This is a genomic window from Luteibacter sp. OK325, assembly GCF_003050935.1.
GTDB lineage: Bacteria > Pseudomonadota > Gammaproteobacteria > Xanthomonadales > Rhodanobacteraceae > Luteibacter.
The window spans coordinates 75735-92480 of sequence record NZ_QAOX01000001.1 but is presented as its reverse complement, the minus strand read 5'-3'; the positions used below and the strand labels follow the sequence as shown (position 1 = coordinate 92480).

The window sequence follows — 16746 nt, the reverse complement described above, 5'->3', positions numbered from 1 at the left end:
CTGGACGGGTGCGCCTTTCCCTATCCGTATCTGCCGCCCCATGGGGCGGCAGATACGGGGCAGGACGGCGCACCCGTCACCGTGTCTGAGGTCCTGTCATGCCCAATCACCGAAGCGATGCGCGCGGCGTCTACAATGAGGGTCCTTCAAGGGCAGGATTCGTTGCGGGGATGACGAGAGCATGATGTTCCGTACCGGATGGCGTTGGCGCCTCGCAGGCCTGCTCGCAGCTGTGCTCGTCATCGTCGCCCTGCCTTATGTGGTCACTCGCTCGAGTTCCGAGGACGCCCTCGACTCGCGCGACTGGGTCACCCACACGGCGGACATCAAGGCCGCCGTCTACCGGGTCGATGCCCTCCTGCGCAGCAGTGAGGCGGCGGTATACACGCGTGTGGCAGGTGGGCCCGACGCGCCCGATCTCACTGAACGCATCGAGGCCCCGCGCAAGCTGCTTCCCGCTCTGGTTGCCAACCTGCGCGAGCTGATGCGCGACAACCCGCAGCAGCTAACGCGCCTTGGCGGCCTGGAGTCGATCGCCAACGGGCGCGCGGGCATGTTCGAAAAGGCCATGCAGCAGCTTCAGGCCGGTGACCGGGCCGGCGCATTCGCCACCATGGAAGACTCGCGTCGGCTCTTCCCGTTCCGTGACCAGGTCAGGGAAATACTGGACGACGAGTCGAAGCTGCTGGATGCGCGCCGCCAGACAGCCCACGACCTCGCGTCAAACAATCGCATCGTGCTCCTGGTGGCCGCCCTGGCGCAGATCGTCCTGCTTGGCATCGTGGTATTCGTGTCCGAACGGCAGATAGCCATCCGCCTTGCCGCGGAATCGCGGGTGGCCCAGGCTGTGCAGCGTTCGCAGCTGATCCTGCAGGCCGTGCGCGAGCCCATCGCCATGCTCGACGGCCACCTGCGGACCCTGCTGGTCAATGCCGCCTTCGCCGAGCTATACGGCTACGACGCCGAGAAGGATCACAACTCGCCCCTGGAAGATATCGGCGATGGGGCCTGGAAGGACACCGCGCTGTTGCAGCGCCTCTCGGACGTGCTCGCGCGCGACCGCGAGCTGTGGGATTACGAGCTCACGCAGCGCACTGTCGATGGCATCGATCGCTTCGTGGTGATCAACGCCCGCCGCATCGAACAACCCGAGAGCACCGCACCGGCCTTGCTGCTCACGGTCAGCGACATCACCGCGCGTGCGCTGGTCGAGCAGAAGGTCAGCGAGCTGAACCGCCAGCTCGAGGGCAAGGTGGAGCAGATCTCCGACGTCAATCGCGAGCTCGAGGCCTTCAGCTACTCGGTGTCGCACGACCTACGTGCACCGCTTCGTCATATCTCCGGCTTCGCCGGCAAGCTGGAGACCCAGCTCGGCGACAAGGCCGACGAGCGCTCGCGGCATTATATCGACGTGATCAGCAGCTCCTCGCGGCGTATGGCCCAGCTTATCGATGACCTCCTCGTGTTCTCGCGCCTGGGCCGTGGTGCCTTGCGCCTGCAGACGGTGGACATGCAGTCGCTGGTCGAGGAGGCGCGCGCGCTGGTCGAGACCGACGCACGCGACCGCCACATCGACTGGAAGGTCGCACCCTTGCCGATCGTAATCGGCGACGAGAACATGCTGCGTACCGTGTGGCAGAACCTGCTGGGCAATGCGGTGAAGTACACAGGCAACCGCGAGCGTGCGCAGATCGAGGTGACCCTCGACCGCACGCCAGCCGGCGACTACGAATTCGCAGTGCGCGACAACGGCGCCGGTTTCGACATGCAGTATGCGGGCAAGCTGTTCGGCGTGTTCCAGCGTCTGCACCGCGCGTCCGAATTTCCCGGCAACGGCATCGGCCTTGCCAACGTACGGCGCATCGTCGCGCGCCACGGCGGCCGCACCTGGGCCAGAGGCGAGCCCGATAACGGCGCCACCTTTCATTTTTCCTTGCCGGCCTCGGATGTCCCGGGCTCCAGAATGGGTGACACATGAACCAGCGCGACCTGCGCACCATCCTCCTCGTCGAAGACTCCATGGCCGACGCCGAAATGGCCATCGACGCGCTTCGCGAAGCCAAGCTGGCCAATCCCGTGGTCCATGTCGAGGACGGCGTGGACTGCCTCGACTGGCTTCATCGTCGCGGCCAGTACGCCAATCGCCCCGAAGGTGATCCTTCGGTGATCCTGCTCGACATCAAGATGCCGCGCATGGATGGCCTGGAGGTGCTCAAGCAGCTGCGCACGGAAGAAAAATGGAAGCGCCTCCCCGTGGTTATCCTTTCGTCGTCGCGGGAAGAGAGCGATCTGGCACGCAGTTGGGACCTCGGTGTGAATGCCTATGTGCTAAAGCCGGTGGACGTGCAACAGTTCTTCACGGCGGTACAGACACTCGGCCATTTCTGGGCCGTGCTCAACCAGCGCCCGGACGGCGAGTAAACGGTCACTTCGGAGCGTACGGGCATAAGCATGGGCGGGCACGACAGCAAAGTCAGAATCCTTCAGGTTGAGGACAATCCCCTCGACGCCGAGCTCGTATTGACCGAGCTCGACGACGACGGACTCGAATACGAGGTGATGCTGGTCGACGACGAGCCTGCGTTCACCGCGGCACTCGACAGCTTCGAGCCGAACATCGTGCTGTCCGACCTGAGCATGCCGTCCTTCAGTGGCGAGCGCGCACTGCAGATCCTTCGCGAGCGTAGCGCCGAGATACCCTTCATTTTCATTTCGGCGACGCTGGGCGAAGAAGCGGCCATCGTCGCGCTGCGCAACGGCGCCACGGATTACATCCTCAAGCAGAACACGGCACGCCTGGCGTCCGCCGTGCGCCGCGCACTGCGTGAAGCCGAAGAGCAGCGCGCTCGTGCCCGGGCGGAACTCGAGCTGATCCGCGCGCAGCGTTTCGAGAGCCTGGCCTTGCTGGCCGGCGGACTCAGCCACGATCTTCGCAACCTGCTGCAGCCGTTGCTTCTGGCGGGGGATACGCTCGAAGACTATGCCGACGATCCGCGGCTGGCGCGCCTTGGCGCGCTGGTGCGCGACTGCGGCCGTCGCGGCCTGGAGATGGTCTCCTCGATGCTCTCGTTCGCACGCGGCGCACGGCGTGCCGAGCAGGTACGACTGGGTGCGTTGCTCGAAGCCCTCAAGCTGCTGATGCAGGGAAGCGTGCCGCGTTCGATCGAGATGAACGTGGATATCTTCGATGCCGACGTTTCCTTCGAGGGCAATCACACCGAGTTGCAGCAGTGCCTGCTCAATCTTTGTCTCAACGCCATCCAGGCCATGCCCGACGGCGGCCACCTGAAAGTGGAGACGGCGCAGGCGAACCTGCCCGAGGATTTCTTCGTCGAAGGCGAGCAGCCCGCGCCGGGACGCTATCTGCGACTTTCAGTGGTCGATACCGGTGCGGGTATGACGCCCGAAGTCCTGCAACGCCTGTTCGAACCGTTCTTCACGACGAAGGAACTGGGCACGGGCCTCGGGCTGCTCTCGTGCAAGCGCATCGTCGCCAGCCACGGCGGCTTGATGCGTGTGCGTAGCAAGCCCGGCGAAGGCACGCAGTTCCACCTCTACCTGCCGCTCAATCCCGAAGAGGGTGTCGACGCCGAGCCGCTGGTGATGGAGTCGAGCCTGCAGGGCGAGGCCGAGCGCGTGCTGGTCGTCGTCGAGGAAGCGGTGCAGCTTTCGTTGCTGGCCGATACGCTCGATGCCTACGGCTATCAGGCTGGCGCGAGCCAGAGCGGTACGGCCGCGTTGCAATGGATCGAGGCGCACGGCGTTCCCGACCTCGTCGTGATGGATGCCGACATGAATCTGTTCACCGGCGTGCGCACGCTCGCGGCGTTGCTCGACCACGGCTATACCGGTGCGGTGTTGCTCCTGGCCCGTCCGGACAAGCCATTGAACCTCGATGAACTGCCGCAGCTGGATCACCTCTACGTCCTGGAGAAGCCGATCCAGTCCAAGGCCTTGTTGCGGAAGGTGCGTGAGGCTCTCGAGACCAGCGGGAGCGCCTGAGAGAATCTCGCCTCCGCTGGCAGGCGGCCTTACGGGGTGACATAAGTTGCCTGCCGGGTGCATTCAACGTCTGGCGGCGCGTACGATCTGAGGCACAGCGACAATTTGTAGCGCGACAAGCCAGAAAAATAGAAGCTGAGCGTTCGGCCGGGTGGGGCGTAGATCAGCACGATGATCCCGGTCAGTCCGGCAGCCATGAGCGCCGCCATAATTTCGTGGAACAAGATCGTTTTCAGGATCTTCATGCCAGGTCAGCACTCACGCCGACCAACAATAAAGCGGGCTTCCAAAAATTCCGGGCGCCCCGAGGTGCGCCGCATCCTCACCCCAGAAACAGCAGAAGCGATCCATGTCAGGTTGGTATACCAGCCAATAGCCGGCGTTTCTCGCTAGGCACCAGCCAGTCATACTGGTCCCAACTTCAGCATCCGGGAAGCCAGGCGGTGTTACCCGAGCGGTGGCGACGAACGGTTCACAGCGATGCGCTCGAATGGCGTCGGCCAATCCCTTGCAATAGCTTTCTGCATCCGTCCCGCGAGGGATGTAGACGTCCGATGTTTCGGACATTCGTTTCTCAAGGGTGTCGAAGAAGGGATGGGTCATGGGGGTGAGGCGCCCGGAAGAGGATAGTGAAGCGTTTCCGGAGGCCTATCGCCACTCGCCGGAATGTCGATGCGAGGGCCACTAGTGTCAGTTGCGGGCCTATGTGAAATACCATTCTCGCCTACCATTGTTCCGCTTGGATACCCCTTCTCCGTAGACGCGGGAGCTGATGCCGTCGGCTGCTCGGCGTGGAGCATGGCGGAGAACGTGATTCCCTGAGCTCAGCTTCGCGTGGAGCCTTAGCGGATAACCCCCTCGTCGTGCTACATAGCATTCACGATGAGGGGGGGCGGAACATGATGCATAGGCGCTGCCGCACGAAGTCGCGGAGGAAGTCGGTCCTTGCCAGCCTGATGTGCCTGGCCTGTTTTCCGTGGTTCGCCGGAGCCGTGCTCGCGGAAGACATGCCCGCCCCCGTCGAAGCACGAATCCCATTCGCTCCGTCACCTTTCGCCGGAAGCGACGGTGCGGTGCATCTCGCCTACGAGGTTCAGGTGACCAACGTCTATGGCGATACCGGCACGTTGCGGCCGCGGTCGCTCGAGGTTATCGACGAGCAGGACCGTGTACTCCTGCATCTGGACGAGGCCGGAGTGGACGCGGCGATCCGACCCGTTCCCGACGAAGGCAAACCCGCCGGCATCGCCGCGGGTAAGCGCGGCACGCTGTTCGTCTGGATCACCCTGCCCACGGGCGTGGCACCGCGTACATTGCGTCACCGCATCGCTTTCACCGATGAAAAGGACAGGGTCAGTCGCGTCGATGGTGTGCCGGTTACCGTTTCCGAGCGCACGGCGCTGCACCTTGGCGCCCCGTTGAAGGGTGGTCGCTGGCTGGCGCACGAGGGGCCGGGCAATGCGCATTCCCATCATTGGGGCAGCCTGGTCGCGGTGAACGGCACGCTGACGATTCCGCAACGCTTCGCGATCGACTTCGTCGGCATCGACAAACACGGTCTCGCCTTTAAATCGGTCAAGGATATCCACGCCACCACGTACGCCGACTGGTTCGGCTACGGGGCCGGGGTGCTAGCGGTCGGCAACGGCACGGTGGTCGCCATGCGCGACGGGCAGGGCGAGAACAAGCCATTGGAAGGCCAGCCGGAACCGGCCTCGCTTACGCTGGATGGTTTATTCGGCAATTACGTGGTCATTGACCTGGGCGGCGGCAATTTCGCCGGCTATGCGCACCTGAAGCGTGGAAGCGTTGCGGTGAAGGTCGGTGAGGTTGTTGCGCGCGGCCAGCTGATCGGAGCGCTGGGGCAGTCGGGGAATTCCGCCGCTCCGCATCTGCATTTTCAGGTGGCCAACGCCGCTACCTTCGAAGGCTCAGAGGGCGTGCCCTATGTCTTCGACAAGGTGGACAGCTTCGGCCCGGAAACCGAAGGTCAGCTGTTCGGCATGGGCGAGCGGTGGAAGCCGGCGACGCCGCGGCAAGGTTCTGGCCAATTACCCTTGAGCGACACCGTGGTTGCCTTTCCCCCGCAAAGGTGAATTTCGCGGGTTGTGCCTCGCGCAATCGGTCCGATTTTTCAGATTCCTTCCATTTCGATGCGTCTCTTTCCCTCGTAACGTCAACCGAGACGTGTTTCCGGCGCCGCCGCGAAACATCCATCGAGACGTGGGGAATGCGATGTACCCGGATTACGAAAAGAAAGTCGACCACATGCAGCGCAGCATGCGGCGCAATACGTGCATCGCCGGTCTTGTCGGCGCTTCGTTACTGCACTTTGTGGCATCGGCAATGCTGCTGGCGTTACAGACCTCGTGCGCGTATCCAAGGTGCGTCGACGGCATCGCGTTCGAGATCTTCCGTGCGGTCATGCACGTCCCGCTGTTCATCACCCCGTGGCTCGGGCTTCCATCACCCGATCTCGACTACGTGCGGGACCCGATGCTGATTGTTTGGTTGGCCCTCAACGCGGTCATGGCCGTGGCGCTTTACTGGACTCTCGCGATCGCCGGGTATCGCGTTTATCGCTACCGGAGGGCTCGTCAGTGGGAAAAGCTTCGAGCAGCCCAGCGCGCGCGTTAGGACGATGATGGCAGGCGGCCCGGCCGCCGTTTCCGTTGAAGCAAGGTGGGAAGCGGCGCATAGTACCGTCGCGCCGCAGGGTGGCGCGGCGTCGACCGACGCATCGGCCTTAGACATTCGTTTGACAGGAGCCTTGTCATGAACGCTGTTAGCGCCCGTCTTGCCCTCACTTCCTTGATTCTTTCCCTGGTTTTTGCCGGTATGGCGTTTGCCTCGCCACCGCAGAGCAAACCCACCTTGCCCAGTTTCGACGAGATCGACAAGGACAAGGACGGCATCGTGACCTTGCCTGAGATCATGGTCTACCCAGACAACGTCGCGAAGATCCTCAAGTCGTGCGACGCAGACCACGATTCCAGGCTCACGCGTGACGAATACGCTTCGTGCAAAGCAGTGACGGATCAGGCGGCCAAGCCGGCAAAATGATCGGGTAGGTGGCTGACGCCTCGCTGCGCACCGACAGGGTGGGTGGAGGCGTCAGTTCACTTGCGAGCTCCACATCAATCGATGCCGAGCTTCTTCAGTTTATAGCGCAGTGCGCGGAACGTAATGCCAAGCTTTTTCGCCGTCGCCGTCTTGTTGTAGCGCGACTCTTCGAGCGCCTTGATGATCGTGTCGCGCTCGATGTTGGAAATGTAATCCTCCAGCGAGCCGTCCGTGGCGGCGACACGAGGTGCAGGTGCGCCCGCGCTTGCGGCGACCGCATCCGGCATACCTGGCGCTGCCGGCACCGAAGCCGCCGATGCATTGCGCTGCGGCAACATCAGGTCGTCGGCCTCGATAGTGTCGCCTTCGCACATGGCCATCGCGCGTTCGAGGATATTCTCCAGCTCCCGCACGTTGCCGGGGAACTGGTAGGCCTCCAGCGCGGCGAGTGCGTCGGCCCGCAAGCGGCCGGGCGCTCCGCCGGATTCCGTGGCCAACTGGCGCAGGATGAACTCGGCAAGGGCAGGCACATCACCGCGGCGTTCGCGCAGTGGCGGCACGCGCAGCTCGATCACGTTGATGCGGTAGAACAGATCCTGTCGGAACAGGCCTTCCTCGACCAGTGCGGCAAGATTCTTGTGTGTGGCCGAGAGAATGCGCACGTCGACGGGGATCTCGTCGCGTCCGCCGATCGGACGTACAGCCTTCTCCTGGATCGCGCGCAGCAGTTTCACCTGCATGTGCAGCGGGAGTTCGGCCACTTCGTCGAGGAACAGCGTGCCGCCCTGGGCCGCCTGGAAGAGGCCTTCCTTGTCGACGTGGGCGCCGGTGAAGCTGCCCTTGCGGTGGCCGAAGAACTCGCTCTCCATCAGTTCGGACGGAATCGCGCCGCAGTTCACCGGCACGAAAGCACCCGGTGCACGCGGTCCCAGCTCGTGGATGAGACGGGCGACCAGTTCCTTGCCCACGCCCGATTCGCCACCGATATAGACCGGCGCCTGATTGCGGGCGAGCTTGGCGATCTTCGAGCGCACTTCAGCCATGGCCGGTGAATCGCCGATCAGGCGGTCGGCCCCCGGAGCGCCCTTGCTGCCCGCTTCGGCCTTGCGCTCCTCGGAGAGCTTCAGCGCGGTACGCACCAGCCGGCGCAGCAGGTGGATGTCCACCGGCTTGGAAACGAAGTCGAAGGCGCCCGCCTTGAGCGCATTCACGGCCGCGTCCACGTTGCCGTAGGCAGTGATCATCGCCACCGGCATGTCGGGGTGGTTGGCCGCGATCAGCTCGATGATTTCCTGGCCGCTGCCGTCGGGCAGCCGCATGTCGGTGAAACACAGGTCGTAACGGCGATTGGCGAGTGCGCTCCGCGCTTCGTTGACGCTCCCCACGGCGTCGACGTCGAGTTCCATTCGACCGAGGGTGATGGTCAGCAACTCACGGATATCCCGCTCGTCGTCGATGACCAGAACGGTCTGCTTGCTCATTGGGTCCGAAGGCTTCGGTGAATGTTCCCAATGTAACCGCCCGGGACGCAGGAGCAAAGCGCGCTGTTCACGCCCGTGCGGCCACGGGCGCTGCTGAAGTACTGCGGGCCGGCGGTGTGAGGCTGATCCGGAAGCAGCTGCCGCCACCCGCCACGCGCACGTATTCGAGCGCTGCCTGGTTGGCCTCGGTCATCTGGCGGGCCAGGTAGAGACCCAGTCCCGTGCCGTATTCGTGCGTAGTGAAGAAGGGTTCGAAGATCTGCGCGGCCACTTTGGGAGGGATCCCTGGCCCGCGATCGATCACTTCCAGGATGGGAATGCCTACCTCGGAATGGCGTGCCACCAGCATCACGCGGGCCGGCTCGCCGGGTAGGCGGCCGTAGCGAAGGGCGTTCTGCACGAGGTTCCAGATGACCTGCTGGAGGTGCTGGGGATCGGCCACGGCGGCCACCGGCTCGCCGCCGGACACGGCACGCAGGATGTCCGAGCCCAGGTCGTTGCCCTGGCGGTACTCGGTGACGAAGTGGTGCACCCACTGGCTCAGGTCGAGGGTCTCCGGCCGCGAGCGCTCGCGGCGCGACAACTGCAGGATGTTCTCGATGATCTCGTTGAGGCGCGAGCAGTGGTTGTTGATGATCTCGACCATGCGCAGGTCGGTATCGTTCATATCGGTGGACTCGGCCAGCAGCTGCGCCGAATAATGAATCGCCGCCAGCGGGTTGCGGATTTCGTGGGCAATCGATGCCGACAGGCGGCCCAGCGAGCTGAGCGTGAGCTCTTCGGCACGCCGGGAGACCAGCGAGGTGTCGTCCAGAAAGATCAGCACGTGCGAGTCGTCGTTCGGTGCCAGGCGGGAGAAGCGCGGGATCACCTCCGGGGTGCCGTCGGCCAGCATCGTGGCGCTCTCGTCCAGCTTGCCCGAGGTGCGCCAGTGGTAAAGCCGTCGCGAAAGCTCGGGAGCCAGGGTGCCGAGGTCGCGCTGGTCCGCCGAGGGGTTGCCCATCAGCATCCAGGCCGACTCGTTGAGCTGGTGGATGCGGTTGCCTTCGTCCACGAGCAGCACGCCGGTCTTCATGCGGCGGATGATCAGTTCGTTGACCTGGGACAGGTTGGCCAGGTCGATACCGCGTTGCTCGGCCAGCGCCTCGGATGCACGGATATTGCGGCCGAGCACGTAACAGAGCGAGGTACAGGCGAAGTAGGCGGCGCCGAACAGGCCGTACTCGGCCAGCTCGCGATCCGGCGAAGCGGCGTCGACCAGGCCGAAGAACGAATGGCCGAGCATGCCCAGGGTGGCCACGGCGGCGAAGAACATCGATAGCCGAAACGGCAGCAGCAGGGCACCCGTGGCCAGGTTCACCGCCAGCATCATGGCCACGCCCATGCGCACGTCGTGCATGAGCACCAGGGCGAGCAGGGCCGCGGCGATGTCCAGCGACAGGCCGATCGAGACGATCAGGACCGGACGGTTCAGCGACTGCCGGGTCCGCGCCACCATGACCAGCGCGGCCAGCAGATAGCCCAGGGCGAAAAGGCGGGCGAACAGGGGTTCAGGCAGGTTTGGCCAGTTCAGGTGCTCGGGATGGAACGCCAGCGCCGTGTAAACCGCCGCCTGCCCTAGACGGAAGTAGTTGAAAAAGAACAGTTCGTGGCGGGCGGTGGCCTGACTCGCCGGGGGTCTGGCGGCTAGCGTCGACGCGGGAGTGGACACGTGGGTACTTCTCCGACGGGGCCCCCAGGGCCTGGATGACGCTCAGTATAGGTGGCGGCGGCGCCGCGGCAACACGCGTCGGCGGCAGGGAAAAGCGGTCGGCGGGGCGCGTCGTACCGCCAATGCGGCGGCGCCCCTTTCCATCCGGGGCGCCTTCCGGGAAAATACGCGGCCGTATTGCGTGAAACTCGCGCAATCGATCCATCCCCCCTCCCCGTGCGAGCCGTTCACGGCCTGCACGCGTCCACATGTTTCTCCCGTTCGCTCGAGGTATCGAATGAATTTCCACGAGTACCAGGCTAAAGAACTGTTCGCCAAGTACGGCATCGCCGTACCGCCGGGCAAGGTTGCCAACTCTCCCGATGCCGCTGTCGACGCCGCCAAGCACCTTGGTGGTTCGCAGTGGATGGTCAAGGCCCAGATCCATGCCGGCGGTCGCGGCAAGGCCGGTGGCGTCAAGTTCTGCCGCAGCCTCGATGCCGTCCGCGATGCCGCCAAGGGCATGCTCGGCACGAACATGGAAACCTACCAGTCGGCCGGCCGCGCGCTGCCGGTGAACCTGGTCCTGGTCACCGACGCGACCGATATCGCGAAGGAACTGTACCTCTCGATCCTCACCGATCGTGACACCAAGTCGATCTCGTTCATCGCCTCCAAGCACGGCGGCGTCGACATCGAGCAGGTCGCCGCTGAAACGCCCGAAGACATCCACACCTTCCAGGTGGACTTCGTCGAAGGCCTGCAGCCGTACCAGTGCCGCGAACTCGGGTTCAAGATGGACCTGAATCCGAAGCAGGTCGGCCAGCTCGTCAAGATCATGCTTGGCTTGTACAAGCTGTTCAACGAGAAGGACCTCGCCCTGGTCGAGCTGAACCCGCTCGCCGTTCTCGAAGACGGCAACCTCGCCGCCCTCGATGGCAAGGTCAACTCCGACGACAACGCAGAGTTCCGCCACGCCGACCTCGCGGCGATGCGCGACCTCACGCAGGAAGACGCCGCCGAAGCGGCCGCCGTCCAGCACAACCTCAACTACGTCACGATGGACGGCACGATCGGCTGCATGGTCAACGGCGCCGGTCTGGCGATGGCCACGATGGACGTGATCAAGCTGGCAGGCGGTGAGCCGGCCAACTTCCTCGACGTCGGCGGTGGTGCCACCAAGGAGCGCGTCTCCGAGGCGTTCAAGCTGATCCTCTCGTCGGACAAGGTGAAGGCCATCCTGGTCAACATCTTCGGCGGTATCGTGCGCTGCGACCTGATCGCCGAGGGCATCATCGCCGCGGTGAAGGAAGTGGGTCTGCAGATCCCGGTGATCGTGCGCCTGCAGGGCACGAACGTCGACGAAGGTCGCAAGCTCCTGGCCAACTCGGGCCTGGCGATCACGCCGGCTGACGATCTTAACGATGCGGCCCAGAAGGCCGTGGCCGCAGCGGCCTGAGGAGCATATTTAAATGAGCGTCCTGATCAACAAGAACACCAAGGTCCTCGTCCAGGGTTTCACCGGGCAGCAGGGTACCTTCCACGCCGAACAGGCGATCGCCTACGGAACCAAGGTCGTCGGCGGTGTCACGCCGGGCAAGGGTGGTTCCGAGCACATCAACCTACCGGTCTTCAACACGGTGCGTGACGCGGTCGACCAGACCGGCGCCGACGCGTCGGTGATCTTCGTGCCGCCGCCGTTCGCTGCCGACTCGATCCTCGAAGCCATCGCTGGTGGCATCAAGATCATCGTCACGATTACCGAGGGCATTCCGGTGCTCGACATGATGCGCGTGAAGAACGTGCTCAAGTCGCACCCGGACGTCGTCCTCGTCGGTCCGAACTGCCCGGGCGTCATCACCCCGGGTGAGTGCAAGATCGGCATCATGCCGGGCCACATCCACAAGCCGGGCAAGGTCGGTATCGTCTCGCGTTCGGGCACCCTCACCTATGAGGCAGTGTTCCAGACCACGAACGAAGGCCTCGGCCAGTCCACCTGCATCGGCATCGGTGGCGACCCGATCAACGGCCTGAACTTCATCGACTGCCTGAAGCTGTTCCAGGACGATCCGCAGACCGAAGGCATCATCATGGTCGGCGAAATCGGCGGCAGCGCGGAAGAAGACGCGGCTGAGTTCATCAGCCAGTACGTCAAGAAGCCGGTCGTCTCGTTCATCGCTGGCGCCTCGGCTCCTCCGGGCAAGCGCATGGGCCACGCCGGTGCGATCATCTCCGGCGGCAAGGGCACGGCGGAAGCCAAGTTCGCCGCGCTCGAGAAGGCAGGCGTGACCACGGTCAAGTCGCCCGCCGACCTCGGCAAGACCCTCGCCGGTCTGATGAAGTAAACCTCACCCGCTTCGGCGTGTGTTGAAGAAACCGCGGCCCCCGGGCCGCGGTTTTTTTATGCCGGTACCTTGTGGGAGCCGATTCATCGGCGATCCCGCGGCAGCGGGCCGGCCAACCGATCCGCCCAGGATCCGCCGCATCCCCGAGATGTCGATTCACCGCCATGCCATTCGTCGTACAGAATGAGGACTCCACCTCGCAACAGGAAACTTCCATGACCGGCACTGTCCGCCTGCTTCGCGTATTCGCTTCACCCCCGGAGCGCGTGTACCGCGCCTTCCTCGACGCCGCCGCCAACGCCAAATGGCTGCCGCCGGATGGCTTCACCTGCACCGTGCACGAACTGGACGCACGGGTCGGCGGACGGTACCGGATGACCTTTACCAACTTCTCCACCGGCAATGGACACAGCTTCGGCGGCACCTACCTGGAACTGGTTCCCAATGAACGCATCGTCCATGACGATCGCTTCGACGATCCCAACCTGCCGGGCAGCATGGTCACTACGATCAACCTGCGGGCGGTCTCCTGCGGTACAGAATTGCAGGTCGTCCAGGAAGGCATCCCCGATGTGATTCCCGTCGAGCAGTGCTACCTCGGCTGGCAGGAGTCGCTGACCCTGCTGGAACGGCTGGTCGAGGTGGCGATTCCCGAATAGACCCACGGTTTCATGTGCAACGGACATCTAGACGGCCAAATGCTTGACATGGCCATATTGGCTCGTGTTACGGTGGCGCATCGCAACAAGAAACGAAGGGGTTGTTATGCGCCACCCTGACATCGTTACTTCATCCTCCGCATGCGCCTGCCTCGCTGCCGCGCGATGTTGTTGTTGCCGCTGATCCAGCGGCCAGCGCCCACGGTTATCACACCGTTCTGAGCGTCTTCGACTAACTCCGGTTCCGATTTCCAACGCCTTGCAGGCGTGACGGGCGCTTGAGCCCCTCTTCCGGCCGGCCGCTGCAGTCGATCCATCGCCCTCGCAAGGGGAAGGCGATGTGGTCGGGGCTTGCCTTCATTCTGTCGATCAAGGGTTTTCATGCGTAACTCGTCGTTGCAGCGGTCGCTGTTGGCTACCGCTTTGTTCGCTGCACTTTCAGGGGGCGCGTTGGCGCAGTCCACTACCGGTTCGATCTACGGTCAGGTTCAGGCGTCTGAGGGGGATGTGGTACGGGTCGTCGGCGATACGGGGCTTTCCCGTGATGTGCCTGTCGATGCCAGGGGCCGCTACTCCGCAGCGCAGCTTCCTCTGGGCACGTACACGGTGTCGGTCATTCATGCGGGCGCCGCGGTACTGAGTCGGGAAAACGTCGCCTTGCGCGTCGGCTCCGGGGTCGAGGTGTCGTTTGCATCGCCCTCCGCACAGGACCTTGGCGGTGTGACGGTCTCGGCGAACGCGCTGGCGAAGATCGATGTCTCCACGGTTGACTCGCGTACGGTCGTCACCTCCGATCAGCTGGCGAAGTTGCCATTGGGACGCAGCTCCGAGGCGATCGCCTTGCTGGCGCCGGGTGCCGTCAACAACAGTGGCAGCTACCTGAGTGCGACCGGAAACTCGCTCGTTACCTTCGGTGGATCCGCTGCCAGCGAGAACGCGTACTACGTCAACGGGTTCAATACGACTGACCCACTCCGTGGCTTCGGCGGCATCTCGCTGCCCTATGGCGCGATCGACCAGCAGGAGGTCTATACCGGCGGCTACAGCGCCCAGTACGGGCGCTCCGACGGTGGTGTGATCAACGTCGTGGGCAAGCGCGGTACCAATGAGTGGCACGCGGGTGCGCAGCTCATCTGGGAGCCGAACGGGCTCCGTGCGGACGGCCAGAATAGCTACTACACGAATGGACTTCCGCCGCAGCCGAAGGCAGGCTCGCTCTACCAGCCAAATCGTGCAAACACCGAGACCTCCACGACGGCGAGCATCTATGCCGGCGGTCCGCTCATCAAGGACAAGCTTTTCATCTTCGCGGCCGCCGAAGTGGAGCGACAGACAGGTGACGCGGTGAGCAACGTGACGCTGCCGCAGTCGCCGGACCGCGCCTATCGCTACCAGTTGCCTCGCTGGTACGCCAAGCTGGACTGGAATATCGACGAGAGCAATATCGTCGAGGTGACCGGCGCTTCGGACAAGACGCATCGCTCGGGCACAGTTTACGATTACGACTACGCGAACCAGGCGCGCGGCGAGCGTATCACCGGCGCGAACGACGAAAAGTACGGCGGCGACGTCTATACCGCGAAGTACACCGGCTATATCACCGACAGCCTGACCATCAGTGCCCAGTACGGCAAGATGCGCACGGTGAGCTACGTCTCGCCTTCCGGTTACAACCCGGACGCCGTGTACATCGCCGGCCTCGACTTTCAGAATCCCGCGTATACGGGTGGCACCGCCCGGCAGAACGGGCAGACCATCGCCTCGCTTACCGATCCGAACCGTGGCAACGAGACCACGAACACGCGCTTCGACCTTCATTACGTGATCGGCGATCACACGATCACGGCCGGCATCGACAACCAGCAGGCGAGGGCGCGTGACCAGGGTTCGGAGAGCTCGGGGCCGGGCTACACCTGGACCTATAACCAGGGTGACCCGACGCTTCCGATTTCGACCGGTCTCGGTGTCGACGCCCCGGGTAACTACCCCGGTGGCGAACAGGGTTACTACGTAGCGCGCGGGGTGTCGTCCAGCCTTGCGACGGTGCGCTCGAGCCAGCGAGCCCAGTACATCGAGGATGCCTGGCAGGTCACGGATCGGTGGCTGGTCACACTGGGTCTGCGCAACGACCAGTTCACCAACTACAACGCCGACAGCGACATCTACATCAAGCAGACCTCGCCGCAGTGGGCCCCGCGCCTTGGCTTCAGCTGGGACGTGTTCGGCGACGCGACCTTCAAGGTCTACGGCAATGCGGGCCGCTACTACCTCGGCTTGCCGTTGAACCCGGCCCTGAACGCTGCTGGCGGCGCGTTGAGCACTACGCAGTATTTCACCTATACGGGCATTGCTGCGGACGGCCAGCCGAGCGGGCTGACAGCGATCGCGCCGGGCGTGCCGGTGTCGGCGAACAACAACTTCGGCGAACTGCCGGATCCCAAAACGGTTGCCGCCAAGGGCATGAAGGCGGAGAACCAGGACGAGTACATCCTCGGTTTCACCAAGACCTTCGGTTCTGACTGGCTCTACGGCGCCAAACTGACCTACCGCAACCTGCGCAACGCCATCGACGATTATTGCGACATCGACCGCATCGTCGCCAAGGGGCAGTCGCTCGGCCTGGATATCGACACGAACCAGACCAACAGCTGCTACCTGTTCAATCCCGGACAGGCCAACACGTTCACCCTGCTGGATACGGCGGGAAACCATGTGGAAGTGCCAGTGACCAACAAGGAGCTCGGCTTCGACAGGCTCAAGCGCAAGTACTACAGCCTGGAGTTGCTGCTGGAGCACCCCTTCGACGGTACATGGTTCGCGCGGGCGAACTACGTATTCTCGCGCAGCTACGGCAATACGGAAGGGCAGCTTCGCTCGGACCTCAACCAGACCGCGGCGTCGACGAGCGAGGACTGGGACAACGGTCCGATCATGGAGCACACCAACGGGCCGCAGAGCAACGATCACACGCACCAGTTCAAGGTGTTCGGCTATTGGCAGATCACACCGGAGTGGCTCGCTTCGGCCAATGTAAGCGTCGTTTCCGGCACGCCACGGCATTGCCTTGCCTACTACGGTGCCGACCACTCGGATCCCGCCGGCTATGGCGGCGATTACCACTTCTGCGACGGCTTGCCCTCGCCTCCGGGCGAGCAGGGCCGGCTGCCATGGATCCGCCAGATCGATCTTGGCGTGACCTGGCGTCCTTCCTTCAGTGAAGGGAAACTGGCCTTTAGTGCGAACGTGTTCAACCTGCTCAACGAACAGCGGGCGCTGCAGAAGTATCCCTATTCGGAAGCGGGTCCGGGGGTGCCGGAGCCGGCGTATGGGGTGATTACACAGCGGCAGGCGCCGCGGTACGGGCGGCTCAGCGTTTCGTACGATTTCTGACCATCGTGTGGGGCCGCTTCGGTGTGGGAGCCGCTTCAGCGGCGATAGGTGCTCGCCGTGCCCTGGCCCGCTGTCGCGGGATCGCCGATGAATCGGCTCCTACAAGGGCGGGGGTG

At 63.7% G+C, this 16746-nt stretch carries 13 protein-coding genes; 10 read left to right on the top strand and 3 right to left on the bottom strand.

Annotation, left to right across the window (positions count from 1 at the left end; all coding sequences use genetic code 11):
• The first annotated feature begins 181 nt into the window (after window positions 1-181).
• From C8J98_RS00405 to C8J98_RS00395, 3 genes are read left to right on the top strand one after another with little or no spacing between them, the layout of a single operon-like run.
• Window positions 182-1978, top strand: coding sequence for an ATP-binding protein (locus C8J98_RS00405; RefSeq protein ID WP_107909871.1), 1797 nt, complete (start codon window positions 182-184; stop codon window positions 1976-1978).
• Window positions 1975-2421 (top strand): response regulator, encoded by a 447-nt coding sequence (locus C8J98_RS00400; protein WP_107909869.1) that lies wholly within the window; start codon window positions 1975-1977, stop codon window positions 2419-2421. The genes C8J98_RS00405 and C8J98_RS00400 overlap by 4 nt, the downstream gene beginning before the upstream one ends.
• 30 nt (window positions 2422-2451) lie before the next feature.
• A complete protein-coding gene (locus C8J98_RS00395; RefSeq protein WP_107909867.1) occupies window positions 2452-4002 on the top strand; it encodes a response regulator in 1551 nt (516 codons plus the stop codon).
• Between the two features lie 29 nt (window positions 4003-4031).
• On the opposite strand, the gene C8J98_RS00390 is transcribed toward C8J98_RS00395, so the two are convergent.
• Window positions 4032-4247 carry a hypothetical protein gene (locus tag C8J98_RS00390; protein WP_107909865.1) on the bottom strand — a complete coding sequence of 72 codons (216 nt, stop codon included), beginning with the start codon at window positions 4245-4247 and terminating at the stop codon, window positions 4032-4034.
• A 654-nt stretch (window positions 4248-4901) separates the two neighbouring features.
• Between C8J98_RS00390 and C8J98_RS00385 the strand changes: the two genes are divergently transcribed.
• From C8J98_RS00385 to C8J98_RS00375, 3 genes are all read left to right on the top strand, one after another.
• Complete coding sequence (locus C8J98_RS00385) at window positions 4902-6098, top strand: M23 family metallopeptidase (RefSeq protein WP_107909864.1); 1197 nt, start codon at window positions 4902-4904, stop codon at window positions 6096-6098.
• A gap of 172 nt (window positions 6099-6270) precedes the next feature.
• Window positions 6271-6639 (top strand): hypothetical protein, encoded by a 369-nt coding sequence (locus C8J98_RS00380; RefSeq protein ID WP_158272549.1) that lies wholly within the window; start codon window positions 6271-6273, stop codon window positions 6637-6639.
• 138 nt (window positions 6640-6777) lie between these two features.
• Complete coding sequence (locus tag C8J98_RS00375) at window positions 6778-7065, top strand: hypothetical protein (RefSeq protein WP_107909860.1); 288 nt, start codon at window positions 6778-6780, stop codon at window positions 7063-7065.
• Window positions 7066-7139: 74 nt separating this feature from the next.
• Here C8J98_RS00375 and C8J98_RS00370 read toward each other — a convergent pair whose 3' ends face one another.
• Window positions 7140-8546 carry a sigma-54 dependent transcriptional regulator gene (locus C8J98_RS00370; RefSeq protein ID WP_107909858.1) on the bottom strand — a complete coding sequence of 469 codons (1407 nt, stop codon included), beginning with the start codon at window positions 8544-8546 and terminating at the stop codon, window positions 7140-7142.
• 67 nt (window positions 8547-8613) lie between these two features.
• Entirely contained in the window at window positions 8614-10257 is a 1644-nt protein-coding gene (locus tag C8J98_RS00365) for a HAMP domain-containing sensor histidine kinase (RefSeq protein ID WP_107909856.1), read from the bottom strand.
• Between the two features lie 277 nt (window positions 10258-10534).
• On the opposite strand from C8J98_RS00365, the gene sucC reads away from it, so the two are divergent.
• The 4 genes from sucC (at window position 10535) to C8J98_RS00345 (ending at window position 16630) form a co-directional block, all read left to right on the top strand.
• Window positions 10535-11695: an ADP-forming succinate--CoA ligase subunit beta gene (gene sucC / locus C8J98_RS00360; RefSeq protein ID WP_063572903.1), complete on the top strand. Its 1161-nt coding sequence runs from the start codon at window positions 10535-10537 to the stop codon at window positions 11693-11695.
• Window positions 11696-11708: 13 nt separating this feature from the next.
• Entirely contained in the window at window positions 11709-12581 is an 873-nt protein-coding gene (sucD, locus tag C8J98_RS00355; RefSeq protein WP_036137555.1) for a succinate--CoA ligase subunit alpha, read from the top strand.
• 215 nt (window positions 12582-12796) lie between these two features.
• Window positions 12797-13240, top strand: a complete 444-nt coding sequence (locus C8J98_RS00350; RefSeq protein ID WP_107909847.1) for an SRPBCC family protein — start codon at window positions 12797-12799, stop codon at window positions 13238-13240.
• A 381-nt stretch (window positions 13241-13621) separates the two neighbouring features.
• The gene (locus C8J98_RS00345; RefSeq protein WP_107909845.1) at window positions 13622-16630 is read left to right on the top strand and encodes a TonB-dependent receptor; all 3009 of its coding nucleotides are present in this window, start codon (window positions 13622-13624) and stop codon (window positions 16628-16630) included.
• The last annotated feature ends 116 nt before the right edge of the window (window positions 16631-16746 follow it).

Excerpts from the sequence above, each read along its gene's own strand:
- C8J98_RS00350 (WP_107909847.1), top strand. The coding sequence starts at position 12,797 with ATGACCGGCACTGTCCGCCTGCTTCGCGTATTCGCTTCACCCCCGGAG.
- sucC (WP_063572903.1), top strand. The coding sequence starts at position 10,535 with ATGAATTTCCACGAGTACCAGGCTAAAGAACTGTTCGCCAAGTACGGC.
- C8J98_RS00345 (WP_107909845.1), top strand. The coding sequence starts at position 13,622 with ATGCGTAACTCGTCGTTGCAGCGGTCGCTGTTGGCTACCGCTTTGTTC.
- C8J98_RS00405 (WP_107909871.1), top strand. The coding sequence starts at position 182 with ATGATGTTCCGTACCGGATGGCGTTGGCGCCTCGCAGGCCTGCTCGCA.
- C8J98_RS00400 (WP_107909869.1), top strand. The coding sequence starts at position 1,975 with ATGAACCAGCGCGACCTGCGCACCATCCTCCTCGTCGAAGACTCCATG.
- C8J98_RS00380 (WP_158272549.1), top strand. The coding sequence starts at position 6,271 with ATGCAGCGCAGCATGCGGCGCAATACGTGCATCGCCGGTCTTGTCGGC.
- C8J98_RS00370 (WP_107909858.1), bottom strand. The coding sequence starts at position 8,546 with ATGAGCAAGCAGACCGTTCTGGTCATCGACGACGAGCGGGATATCCGT.
- C8J98_RS00385 (WP_107909864.1), top strand. The coding sequence starts at position 4,902 with ATGATGCATAGGCGCTGCCGCACGAAGTCGCGGAGGAAGTCGGTCCTT.
- sucD (WP_036137555.1), top strand. The coding sequence starts at position 11,709 with ATGAGCGTCCTGATCAACAAGAACACCAAGGTCCTCGTCCAGGGTTTC.
- C8J98_RS00395 (WP_107909867.1), top strand. The coding sequence starts at position 2,452 with ATGGGCGGGCACGACAGCAAAGTCAGAATCCTTCAGGTTGAGGACAAT.
- C8J98_RS00390 (WP_107909865.1), bottom strand. The coding sequence starts at position 4,247 with ATGAAGATCCTGAAAACGATCTTGTTCCACGAAATTATGGCGGCGCTC.
- C8J98_RS00375 (WP_107909860.1), top strand. The coding sequence starts at position 6,778 with ATGAACGCTGTTAGCGCCCGTCTTGCCCTCACTTCCTTGATTCTTTCC.